Origin of the sequence: Enterobacter soli ATCC BAA-2102 (genome assembly GCF_001654845.1) — a bacterium.
Lineage (GTDB): Bacteria > Pseudomonadota > Gammaproteobacteria > Enterobacterales > Enterobacteriaceae > Enterobacter > Enterobacter soli.
This window is the reverse complement of sequence record NZ_LXES01000024.1, coordinates 187230-198372: the sequence shown is the minus strand read 5'-3', so window position 1 is coordinate 198372 and position 11143 is coordinate 187230. Positions and strand designations below refer to the sequence as shown.

At 54.9% G+C, this 11143-nt stretch carries 13 protein-coding genes, 1 tRNA gene and 1 pseudogene; 9 read left to right on the top strand and 6 right to left on the bottom strand.

Annotated features, from left to right (window positions below):
• Positions 1–91: 91 nt before the first annotated feature.
• The 4 genes from M987_RS08340 to rraB form a co-directional block, all read right to left on the bottom strand.
• Positions 92–176, bottom strand: a tRNA-Leu gene (locus M987_RS08340).
• A 105-nt stretch (positions 177–281) separates the two neighbouring features.
• Complete coding sequence (locus M987_RS08335; protein WP_014068699.1) at positions 282–1013, bottom strand: hypothetical protein; 732 nt, start codon at positions 1011–1013, stop codon at positions 282–284.
• 30 nt (positions 1014–1043) lie between these two features.
• The gene (gene miaE, locus M987_RS08330) at positions 1044–1802 is read right to left on the bottom strand and encodes a tRNA isopentenyl-2-thiomethyl-A-37 hydroxylase MiaE (protein ID WP_014068698.1); all 759 of its coding nucleotides are present in this window, start codon (positions 1800–1802) and stop codon (positions 1044–1046) included.
• 42 nt (positions 1803–1844) lie between these two features.
• Positions 1845–2267 (bottom strand): ribonuclease E inhibitor RraB, encoded by a 423-nt coding sequence (gene rraB, locus M987_RS08325; protein ID WP_014068697.1) that lies wholly within the window; start codon positions 2265–2267, stop codon positions 1845–1847.
• Positions 2268–2366: 99 nt separating this feature from the next.
• Here rraB and argL point away from each other — a divergent pair, with 99 nt between their 5' ends.
• Both argL and argF (M987_RS08320) read left to right on the top strand, forming a co-directional pair.
• Positions 2367–2462 carry a putative translational regulatory protein ArgL gene (argL, locus tag M987_RS25045; RefSeq protein WP_217188093.1) on the top strand — a complete coding sequence of 32 codons (96 nt, stop codon included), beginning with the start codon at positions 2367–2369 and terminating at the stop codon, positions 2460–2462.
• Complete coding sequence (gene argF, locus M987_RS08320; RefSeq protein ID WP_014068696.1) at positions 2432–3436, top strand: ornithine carbamoyltransferase; 1005 nt, start codon at positions 2432–2434, stop codon at positions 3434–3436. The genes argL and argF (M987_RS08320) overlap by 31 nt, the downstream gene beginning before the upstream one ends.
• Positions 3437–3561: 125 nt before the next feature.
• Here argF (M987_RS08320) and M987_RS08315 read toward each other — a convergent pair whose 3' ends face one another.
• Entirely contained in the window at positions 3562–4014 is a 453-nt protein-coding gene (locus M987_RS08315) for a YhcH/YjgK/YiaL family protein (protein WP_014068695.1), read from the bottom strand.
• A gap of 670 nt (positions 4015–4684) precedes the next feature.
• Here M987_RS08315 and arcA point away from each other — a divergent pair.
• The 5 genes from arcA (at position 4685) to M987_RS08290 (ending at position 9960) form a co-directional block, all read left to right on the top strand.
• Positions 4685–5905: an arginine deiminase gene (gene arcA / locus M987_RS08310; protein ID WP_014068694.1), complete on the top strand. Its 1221-nt coding sequence runs from the start codon at positions 4685–4687 to the stop codon at positions 5903–5905.
• Positions 5906–5915: 10 nt separating this feature from the next.
• Positions 5916–6827 carry a carbamate kinase gene (locus M987_RS08305; RefSeq protein ID WP_014068693.1) on the top strand — a complete coding sequence of 304 codons (912 nt, stop codon included), beginning with the start codon at positions 5916–5918 and terminating at the stop codon, positions 6825–6827.
• Positions 6828–6949: 122 nt separating this feature from the next.
• Entirely contained in the window at positions 6950–7954 is a 1005-nt protein-coding gene (argF, locus tag M987_RS08300; RefSeq protein WP_014068692.1) for an ornithine carbamoyltransferase, read from the top strand.
• 47 nt (positions 7955–8001) lie between these two features.
• The gene (locus M987_RS08295; protein ID WP_014068691.1) at positions 8002–9405 is read left to right on the top strand and encodes a YfcC family protein; all 1404 of its coding nucleotides are present in this window, start codon (positions 8002–8004) and stop codon (positions 9403–9405) included.
• A gap of 75 nt (positions 9406–9480) precedes the next feature.
• Positions 9481–9960, top strand: a complete 480-nt coding sequence (locus M987_RS08290) for an arginine repressor (protein ID WP_014068690.1) — start codon at positions 9481–9483, stop codon at positions 9958–9960.
• Positions 9961–9963: 3 nt separating this feature from the next.
• Here M987_RS08290 and M987_RS25265 read toward each other — a convergent pair.
• A pseudogene (locus M987_RS25265) lies at positions 9964–10081 on the bottom strand (hypothetical protein).
• On the opposite strand from M987_RS25265, the gene M987_RS23855 reads away from it, so the two are divergent.
• A complete protein-coding gene (locus tag M987_RS23855; protein WP_022646880.1) occupies positions 10061–10165 on the top strand; it encodes a pyrBI operon leader peptide in 105 nt (34 codons plus the stop codon). The pseudogene M987_RS25265 and the gene M987_RS23855 sit on opposite strands and share 21 nt — an antisense overlap.
• Positions 10166–10199: 34 nt before the next feature.
• The gene (gene pyrB, locus M987_RS08285; RefSeq protein ID WP_014068689.1) at positions 10200–11132 is read left to right on the top strand and encodes an aspartate carbamoyltransferase; all 933 of its coding nucleotides are present in this window, start codon (positions 10200–10202) and stop codon (positions 11130–11132) included.
• The last annotated feature ends 11 nt before the right edge of the window (positions 11133–11143 follow it).

The following is an 11143-nucleotide window of genomic DNA, read 5'->3' as shown; positions in this document are numbered from 1 at the left end:
GCTTATGAGCATAGCTTTAGATAGGGAGTACTTTACCCAATAATTAGGATATTGAAAAGCAGTCTAGTGATTGTAACAGACTAAGATAGCGTGGTGCCGAAGGCCGGACTCGAACCGGCACGTATTTCTACGGTTGATTTTGAATCAACTGCGTCTACCGATTTCGCCACTTCGGCACTGAAGGGGATGCGGAAACGTTGTGGATTATACCTGTCGCGCGCCGCCATGCAAGCAGCGACGCGCTAAACCCACGCTAAGTGCCCAAAAAACCAGCACACCTGTCAATCCAGCTCCGAAACCGCCAGTCGAATCACACCAGCCGCCTTCGGCTCTGGCAGCTTCAGCACCTTCGCCCACATATCCTGCACCATATCGCACGAAAGCTTCTCCTTGCCGACCGCTTGCTCAGGGGTTTGCAGCAGCTGGATGGCCTCGCCATATTTGTCGGCAAGTTCCTTCATTATGGGTCGTACATCGGCTACGGCGGCAGCACGCTCCTCAGGTGTCACGGTGTGGCGGTTTTTCCCGTAGGCGGCGCGCATCATGTCGGCATCGGCCTGCATTCGACGCTGCATCATCGGTTTATCGAGCACCCGCATCGGGTTCACGCCGCCCTTCACGCCGGGATACAAGAACCGGAAACAGGCATCGTCACTCACCTTCTGAATGGCGGCGGTCTGCTCCATATTGGCCTTCATATACTCCACCACGTTGGCATCCGGGGCGTATTGCAGGCGCGACATTTGCAGGTTGAGGATTTGCGGTTGGATCACATCGATGATGTGCTGTTCAGATTCGCCCGCCTTCTGCATCGTGAGGATCTGCTCGCGGATGCGCTTTTGCAGCGCCGGCTCTTGTTCTTTCAGCACCTGCCAGGCGGGCATGGCGTTCAGGGTGGTATCAAGCTGTTGTTCCGGATCTTGCTGCAAGCGCTGCTTATCAAAATAGACCCAGAACGCCACAGCGGCGGCCACTACGGCCACCACTACAATACGTATCCACGTTTTTTTCATCTCGATCTCGCATCCTTTTGCAGTGTCGGTTTACACCGGCACGCCACTATGGAAGCGGAACTCGTTGTCCGGTGTCGAGATAAGTGTGGCTTCAATTTCACCAAAAAGCTGTACCCGGGGTGAGATATCGTTGTCGCTCACCTGCTGGGCAAGGGTCAGATAGTCCTGATAATGGCGTGCTTCCGAGCGCAGCAGCGACAGGTAGAACTTCTGCAAATCGTCGTCGAGGAACGGTGCCAGTGCGGCAAAGCGCTCGCAGGAACGGGCTTCGATATAGGCCCCGCAAATCAGCTTGTCGATAAGCGTCAGCGGTTCGTGCGTGCGCACTTCTTTCAGCATCCCTTTAGCGTAGCGACTGGCGGTGATTTTGACGTACGGAATATCGCGCGCCAGCATCGCCTCGCGCACCTGCCAGAAGTGATGCAGCTCTTCTTTTATCAGCAGCACCATGCTGTCGATAAGCAACTGGCCCCACGGATCGTCGGTTTTGGGCATCACGCTTTTGCTAATCTGCTTGTGCAGGGCGATAAAGTCCGGCTCCGGGCCGTCGCGGAAGGTAAACACTTCGTAGGGTCTGAGCCAGTCGAGCAACGCGTCGGCACCACTTTCATCGGCGACGTATTTACGCACCAGCAGCAGCGCGGTCTGTGCGGCTTTAAGTTCGCACACCATGTGGTCGGTCAGCAGCAGCGGCAGGTTGGCCGGGTCGCGGGCTTTATCAATCCATGCTTGCGGGGTCGGGCACTGGAGGAAGTTGAGTACGGGGGCGAGTATCTGCGGGTAATCCATTCGGGTTCCTGAAGCGGCAGCCGAAGCTGCCGCAAAATACAATCAGTGACGCACGCCGTCGTCGTCTTCGTCGATGTAATCTTCGTCGTCTTCGTCGCCGTCTTCACCGTTCGGATCTTCGAAGTAGGTTCCCCAGCCGTCGTATTCCACTTCAAACTTCTCGGCCAGGTTCATCAGCTGTTCTACCTGCGCATCAATCAGCTCTGCTTTCAGCGCGCCTTCGCTCAGGATATCGCAGCAGATGACGGTGTCGCCCTCTTCCACTTCCAGCTCTTCTGGCTCGGTCACTTCGTAACCCAGTTTGAAAGCTTCAACCGCCAGCTTTTCCAGCGCTTCGAAATCGTCGGCAGAGAAATGGTGCTCGATGGTGTACAGCGCGTCCGGATCGCTGCCGTCTTCCAGCAGTTCCTCAATAATCAGACGCGTCTCTTCGCGTTGCTCTTCCAGTAGTTCCGGGTTTGCCATGGCTCATTCCTCTTTAAAGTGCGGCAGATACTTCTATTTTCACACACGGACGTGTTTGCCTCCACCTTTGTAAGAAAGATTTGTGAAACGGGGTTGCAAATGAATATTCATACATATAAAGTGAATTTTAATTCAATAAGTGGCGTTCGCCATGTGAGGATAAAATGTCTGATCTGTATAAGAAACACTTTCTGAAATTGCTCGATTTTACCCCTGCACAATTCACCTCTCTGCTGACACTTGCCGCACAGCTCAAAGCTGATAAAAAAAATGGCAAGGAAGTACAAAAGCTTACCGGTAAAAACATCGCGCTCATCTTCGAAAAAGACTCAACCCGCACACGATGCTCTTTCGAAGTTGCCGCATTTGACCAGGGCGCGCGCGTCACATATTTAGGGCCGAGCGGCAGCCAGATTGGGCATAAAGAATCAATTAAAGATACCGCGCGCGTGCTTGGCCGCATGTACGATGGCATTCAGTACCGTGGCCACGGTCAGGAAGTGGTTGAAACCCTGGCACAGTACGCTGGCGTGCCGGTGTGGAACGGGCTGACCAACGAGTTCCACCCAACCCAGCTGTTAGCCGACCTGCTGACCATGCAGGAGCATCTGCCAGGCAAAGCGTTTAACGAGATGACGCTGGTGTATGCAGGCGATGCGCGTAACAACATGGGCAATTCCATGCTCGAAGCCGCGGCGTTGACTGGGCTGGATCTGCGCCTGGTGGCACCAAAAGCCTGCTGGCCGGAAGAGAGCCTGGTGGCAGAGTGCAGCGCGTTGGCCGAAAAGAACGGCGGGAAAATCACCCTGACGGAAGATGTGGCGGCAGGCGTGAAAGGCGCGGACTTCATCTATACCGACGTGTGGGTGTCGATGGGCGAGGCAAAAGAGAAGTGGGCGGAGCGTATTGCGCTGCTGCGCGGGTATCAGGTGAACAGCCAGATGATGGCGCTGACCGGCAACCCGGACGTGAAGTTCCTGCACTGTCTGCCAGCATTCCATGACGACCAGACCACGCTCGGCAAGCAGATGGCGAAAGAGTTCGACCTGCACGGCGGGATGGAAGTGACGGACGAAGTGTTTGAGTCGGCGGCGAGTATTGTGTTCGACCAGGCAGAAAACCGGATGCATACCATTAAGGCGGTGATGGTGGCGACGCTTGGCAGTTAGTCCTCTGCGGGCTGGTGCCCTTACCCCAGCCCTCTCCCACGGGGAGAGGGAGCAAACACTAAAAAACGACAACAAAGTTGTCGTTTTTGCTTTTACCTTGCACTGGGAGAGGGAGCAAACCCGTTTCAGTTAATCAGCATCTTCACCACGACCTTGCGCACCTGCGCAGGCGTACCCACGGCGCACAGCGGCTTGTGCACTTCCCCCGGATAAAACACCACAAAATCCCCTTCGCTTAACACCACGGTTTTCTCCTGCTCACCTTCTGGCAGGAACGCGATGTCTTTATCCGCCAGCCAGTCGGTGTCCGGCGTGCCGCGCGGCAGGGTGCTGAAGGTCATCCCTTCCTGGCCTTTCATGATTATCTGGATATCCAGATAGCGCGCGTGATACTCCGCGCGGCGCTCAACAAACGGCTGAGTCATGTCCTCAGACACCAGATAAAACAGGTTGTTGCCGTTAATATCGTGCTTGCCGAGCGGGGTGGTATCGGTGACATGCGCTTTGATGTGTTCAATGGCCTGACGCAGTTCTTGCGGCAGCCAGGACTGTAGATGGTGGATGTTGCCAACAATCATGATCTAACCCTTAATATAAAACATCGTTTCATTTTTATCTTTTATACGAGAATTCCCACTGCCATACCACCACTTTTTAGAAGAGATTTGCGCAAACGCATGTTTATCGGGAAATCTGTTAATTGCCTGTTAACCTGCAACAAGAAAATATGCAGCGGTTATGCATAACCTCAGAATAGGGGCTTCACACGCACTAATCTAATCTGTTGATTCAAAAGATCTAATCACAAAAACCATCCCTACCTCACATTTCACCATTTTGATAATTTGCGGAATCAACAAATAAATATTTATTGATTTTCCTTAAGTCAAAAATAATTAATGTGTGTTTTTGCATAGTCATTCTACTGACTTAATTTAATACTTTAAAATCAATACGATAACCAAATATGTCAAAGCGTTAAATTCTACAAGTTAATAACAAATACAAATAAGACCGAAGAATACCGCGTAGTTATTCATCTCTGAATAATGCCTAGTTAATCATTATCTGATACGCGTCATGCAAATAAAAACAAACCATTCAATACCCCATTCCGCGTGAGCAACATCACAATATGAAATAACAAGTCGCCTAGTATGAGCCGTGAAATCAATTGAGCTAATCCGCCATGCAAATAACTACATGGCCCAGCCCTTTTTATTCTGAAAAACAGTTAAAGGAATAATTATGGAAAAGCATTACGTCGGTTCTGAAATTGGTCAATTGCGCAGTGTGATGCTGCACCGCCCTAATTTAAGTTTAAAACGCTTAACTCCTTCGAATTGCCAGGAATTATTATTCGATGATGTGTTATCGGTTGAACGTGCGGGTGAAGAGCATGACATGTTCGCAAACACGCTGCGCGAGCAGGGTGTGGAAGTCCTGCTGTTAACCGACCTTCTGACACAAACCCTTGATATTGCAGACGCCAAAGCCTGGCTGCTGGAAACCCAAATCTCTGATTATCGCCTCGGGCCGACCTTTGCGGGCGATGTTCGTGGCTGGCTGGCCGATATGCCGCACCGCGAACTGGCTCGCCGGTTAAGCGGTGGATTAACCTACGGCGAAATTCCGGCGGCAATTAAAAATATGGTCGTCGATACCCACACGGCAAATGATTTTATTATGAAGCCGCTGCCAAACCATTTATTTACCCGCGATACCTCCTGCTGGATATATAACGGTGTGTCGATTAACCCAATGGCTAAAGCCGCCCGCCAGCGTGAAACCAATAACCTGCGCGCTATATATCGCTGGCACCCTGCGTTTGCCGACGGTGATTTTATTAAATACTTCGGCGATGAAAATATTAATTACGACCACGCCACATTAGAGGGCGGCGATGTATTAGTCATTGGCCGCGGCGCGGTATTAATCGGCATGTCTGAACGCACCACCCCGCAGGGCGTGGAGTTCCTCGCCAGCAGTCTGTTCAAACACCGCCAGGCCGAACGCGTCATCGCCGTTGAACTGCCAAAACACCGCTCCTGTATGCACCTCGATACCGTCATGACCCACATCGATGTCGACACCTTCTCCGTCTACCCGGAAGTGGTGCGCAAAGACGCCCAGTGCTGGACGCTGACCCCGGACGGACGCGGCGGCCTGCTGCGTACCCAGGAAACCGACCTGCTCCACGCCATCGAAAAAGCGCTCGGCATTAACCACGTACGCCTGATCACCACCGGTGGCGATGCCTTTGAAGCCGAGCGCGAACAGTGGAACGACGCCAACAACGTGCTGACCATCCGCCCGGGCGTGGTGATTGGCTACGAGCGCAACATCTGGACCAATGAGAAGTACGACAAGGCCGGGATCACCGTGTTGCCAATCCCTGGCGACGAACTGGGACGTGGCCGCGGCGGCGCGCGCTGCATGAGCTGCCCGCTGGAACGCGACGGAATTTAAAGGAGCCATCATGGAAAGAAAACCCACTCTGGTCGTCGCGCTTGGCGGTAACGCGTTACTCAAACGCGGTGAACCACTGGAAGCGGAGATCCAGCGCCAGAACATCGAGCTGGCGGCCCGCACCATCGCCGGGCTGACCGAGCAGTGGCGCGTGGTGCTGGTTCACGGCAACGGGCCGCAGGTCGGGCTGCTGGCACTGCAAAACAGCGCCTATGACAAGGTCACGCCCTACCCGCTCGACATCCTCGGGGCCGAAAGTCAGGGGATGATCGGCTACATGCTCCAGCAAGCGCTGAAAAACAACCTGCCCCAGCGTGAGGTAAGCGTGCTGCTCACCCAGGTGGAAGTGGATGCCGCCGACCCGGCGTTTACTCACCCGACCAAGTACATCGGCCCGGTCTACAGCGAAGAACAATCCAGCGCGCTGGCAGCGGAAAAAGGCTGGGTGTTTAAGGCCGATGGCCGCTACTTCCGCCGCGTGGTGCCTTCCCCGCAGCCGAAACGCATTGTCGAGAGCGATGCCATTACCGCACTTATCCAGCGCGACCACCTGGTGATTTGTAACGGCGGCGGCGGGGTTCCGGTGGTGGAAAACGCCAACGGCTACCACGGCATCGAAGCGGTGATCGACAAAGATCTGTCCGCTGCGCTGCTGGCGCGTCAGATAGAGGCGGATGCCTTGCTGATCCTGACCGATGCCGATGCGGTGTATCTCGACTGGGGCAAACCCACCCAGCGCCCACTGGCACAGGTCACGCCGGAACTGCTCAGAGACATGCAGTTCGACGCCGGCTCGATGGGGCCGAAAGTGGCCGCCTGCCGCGAGTTTGTTGAAACCTGCAACGGCATTGCCGGGATCGGCGCGCTGGCCGATGGCGCGGAGATCCTCGCAGGCGAGAAAGGCACGTTGATTCGCAACTAAAACCCCTCACCCCTGCCCTCTCCCCAAAGGTGAGAGGGAGCAAACCATCCCCTCGCCCCTTTGGGGAGAGGGTTAGGGTGAGGGGTCAGGTCTTAGACATTAATTTTAAAAGGATTTCCCACATGACCATCAACCTGAAAAACCGCAACTTCCTCAAACTGCTGGACTACACCCCGGCAGAGATCCAGTACCTGATTGACCTCGCCATTGACCTGAAAGCCGCCAAAAAAGCCGGGCGCGAAAAGCAGACTCTGGTTGGCAAAAACATCGCGCTGATTTTTGAAAAAACCTCCACCCGCACGCGCTGCGCCTTTGAAGTGGGCGCGTTCGACCAGGGCGCACAGGTGACTTACCTCGGCCCAAGCGGCTCGCAGATTGGGCATAAGGAATCAATGAAAGACACCGCCCGCGTGCTGGGCCGTATGTACGACGGCATTGAGTATCGCGGCTACGGTCAGGCGATTGTCGAGGAGCTGGGCGAATACGCGGGCGTGCCGGTCTGGAACGGCCTGACCGATGAATTCCACCCGACCCAAATTCTTGCCGACCTGATGACCATGCTCGAACACGCGCCGGGAAAAACCCTGCCGGAGCTGAGCTTTGCCTACCTGGGCGATGCGCGCAACAACATGGGTAATTCACTGATGGTTGGCGCGGCCAAAATGGGCATGGATATCCGTCTTGTGGCGCCGAAATCCTTCTGGCCAGAAGCGGCGCTGGTTGAGCAGTGTCGCGCCATCGCCAAAGAAACGGGCGCACGCATCACCCTGACTGACGACGTGGAAGAAGGCGTTCACGGCACCGATTTCCTCTACACCGACGTGTGGGTATCGATGGGCGAGCCGAAGGAAGCCTGGGCCGAGCGCGTCAGCCTGATGACGCCGTATCAGATCAACGCGAAGGTGATGAAAGCCACCGGCAACCCGAATGTTAAGTTCATGCACTGCCTGCCTGCGTTCCATAACGAGCACACCAAAGTGGGTCGCGAAATTGAAATGGCTTACGGCCTGAAAGGGCTGGAAGTGACGGAAGAGGTCTTCGAATCCCCCAATTCCATTGTCTTCGACGAAGCCGAAAACCGGATGCACACCATTAAAGCGGTCATGGTGGCGACACTCGGCGACTAATCACCACCCGGCGTGCCGCGGGGTGCGCCGGGTTTAAGGAGAACACCATGGGCAAGTTTAAGTTTCCCTCCGCTTACACCATTCTCTTCTTTCTGATTGCCGTTGTGGCCGCGCTGAGCTGGGTTGTCCCGGCCGGTCAGTACCAGATGGCAATGAACGCGGCCCTCGGCAAAGAAGTGCCCATTGCCGGGACTTACGCCCACGTAGCCGCCCATCCGCAGGGCATTATTTCGGTGCTGATGGCTCCTATCGCCGGGCTGTACGATCCGGAATCCGGCCAGGCCGGTGCCATCGACGTGGCATTGTTTATTCTGATCATCGGCGGTTTTCTGGGGATCGTCACCAAAACCGGGGCGATTGACGCCGGGATCGAGCGCGTCACCACCCGGTTACGTGGTCGTGAAGAGTGGATGATCCCGATCCTGATGGCGCTGTTTGCCGCAGGCGGCACGATTTACGGCATGGCCGAAGAGTCTCTGCCGTTTTACACGCTGCTGGTTCCGGTGATGCTGGCTGCCCGGTTTGATCCGGTGGTGGCGGCTTCCACCGTCCTGCTTGGCGCCGGGATCGGCACGCTCGGCTCCACCATCAACCCGTTTGCCACGGTGATCGCCGCCAACGCAGCCGGGATCCCCTTCACCAACGGCATCGCCCTGCGCGTGGCGCTGCTGGTGATTGGCTGGATAATCTGCGTGGCGTGGGTGATGCGTTACGCCCGTAAAGTGCGTAAGGACCCCTCTCTCTCTATCGTCGCAGACAAACAGGAAGAGAACCTCGCCCATTTCCTCGGTAACAAAGGCGAACAGTCGCTGGAATTTACCCCGGTGCGCAAAATCATCCTGGTGATTTTCGCCCTCGCCTTCGCGGTGATGATTTACGGCGTGGCGGTGCTCGGCTGGTGGATGGCGGAGATCTCCGCGGTATTCCTCGCCAGCGCGATCATCGTCGGGCTTATCGCCCGCATGAGCGAAGAAGAACTTACCTCAACCTTTATCAACGGCGCGCGGGATTTGCTGGGTGTCGCGCTGATTATCGGCATTGCGCGCGGTATCGTAGTGATAATGGATAAAGGCATGATTACCCACACCATTTTACACAGTGCTGAAGGGCTGGTGAGCGGGTTGCCGACCGTCGCATTTATCAACGTGATGTACTGGCTGGAGGTGGTGTTGTCGTTTCTTGTGCCTTCTTCATCCGGCCTGGCCGTTCTGACGATGCCGATCATGGCACCGCTTGCCGATTTCGCTAACGTCAACCGCGACCTGGTGGTGACGGCGTATCAGTCAGCTTCCGGCATCGTTAACCTGGTCACGCCGACCTCTGCCGTTGTGATGGGCGGGTTGGCGATCGCCCGCGTCCCTTATGTGCGTTACCTGAAGTGGGTTGCTCCTTTGCTGGCGATCCTGACGGTGGTGATTATGGTGGCGTTGAGCCTCGGAGCGTTGTTGTGATCTTTTGACGTTGTAGGCCCGGTAAGCTTAACGCCACCGGGCATTTTGTTTCAGCCAATTACATGGGATTAAGTTATGACGGAATATGGTGATTACTCTCCAAAGGAACAGCTACAGCTGACGGTGTGTCAGCGTCTGATTACCGAAAAGAGTTATCTCTCCCAGGAAGAAATTCGCCGCGACTTACAGGAGCGGGGGTTCGACAGCATCAGCCAGTCTACCGTTTCACGTCTGCTCAAGTTGCTCGGAGTCATAAAAATTCGAAATGCCAAAGGGCTAAAGATTTATTCGTTGAATCACCAGTTACGCCCTGCTCCCGATGCTGCGCGTACGGTTTCCGAAATGGTGGTCAGCGTGGAGCATAATAGCGAGTTTATCCTTATCCATACCGTTGCCGGATATGGCCGCGCGGTGGCGCGTATTCTGGATTATCACCAGTTACCGGAAATTTTAGGCGTGGTTGCCGGAAGCAGTATTGTCTGGGTTGCCCCGCGCGTGGTGAAGCGCACTGCCCTGGTGCACAAACAAATTAATTATTTACTCAGAACGAATTAATATTCACAAAGAACCGTTTGCATTGAGTAAAGTGTGCATTAAATCGCTTGATCCGAAAATCGGGGTGCGTATAATGCCCGACAATTTGCCGGGAGGAAGCATGGTCAAGCGTGTACGACATAACGTCTTACCGCGTCTGAAATCAGACGCTGGCCTGCCGTTTTTCTTCCCGTTGCTAAACCTATTCCCAGAGCCCCTCATTTGAGGGGCTTTTTTTTGCCCGGCGTCAGGAGATAAACATGAATCCGCTTTATCAAAAACACATCATTTCCATAAACGACCTCAGCCGCGAAGAGCTGGAACTGGTTCTGGAAACCGCGGCAAAACTGAAGGCGAATCCGCAACCGGAGCTGCTTAAACACAAAGTCATTGCGAGCTGCTTCTTCGAAGCCTCTACCCGTACGCGCCTCTCCTTTGAAACCTCCATGCACCGCCTGGGCGCAAGCGTGGTGGGCTTCTCAGACAGCAGCAACACGTCGCTGGGTAAAAAAGGCGAAACGCTGGCGGACACGATTTCAGTTATCAGCACCTACGTTGACGCCATCGTAATGCGTCATCCGCAGGAAGGTGCGGCCCGTCTGGCGACCGAGTTTTCCGGCGGCATTCCGGTACTGAACGCCGGGGATGGCGCGAACCAGCATCCGACGCAAACGCTGCTGGATCTGTTCACCATTCAGGAAACCCAGGGCAGCCTGGAAAACCTGAACATCGCCATGGTCGGTGACCTGAAATATGGCCGTACCGTCCACTCCCTGACCCAGGCGCTGGCGAAATTTAACGGCAACCGCTTCTACTTTATCGCCCCGGACGCACTGGCGATGCCGCAGTACATCCTCGATATGCTGGACGAGAAAGGCATTCAGTGGAGCCTGCACGCCAGCATCGAAGAAGTGATGAACAGCGTGGATATTCTGTATATGACCCGCGTGCAGAAAGAGCGCCTGGATCCCTCTGAATACGCCAACGTGAAGGCCCAGTTTGTGCTGCGCGCCAGCGACCTCGAGGGCGCACGCGACAACATGAAGGTGCTGCATCCGCTGCCGCGTATCGATGAGATCACCACAGACGTTGATAAGACGCCACATGCCTGGTACTTCCAGCAGGCCGGTAACGGCATCTTCGCTCGCCAGGCGTTACTGGCACTGGTTCTGAATCGCGAATTAGCTCTGTAAGGGGAAATGAC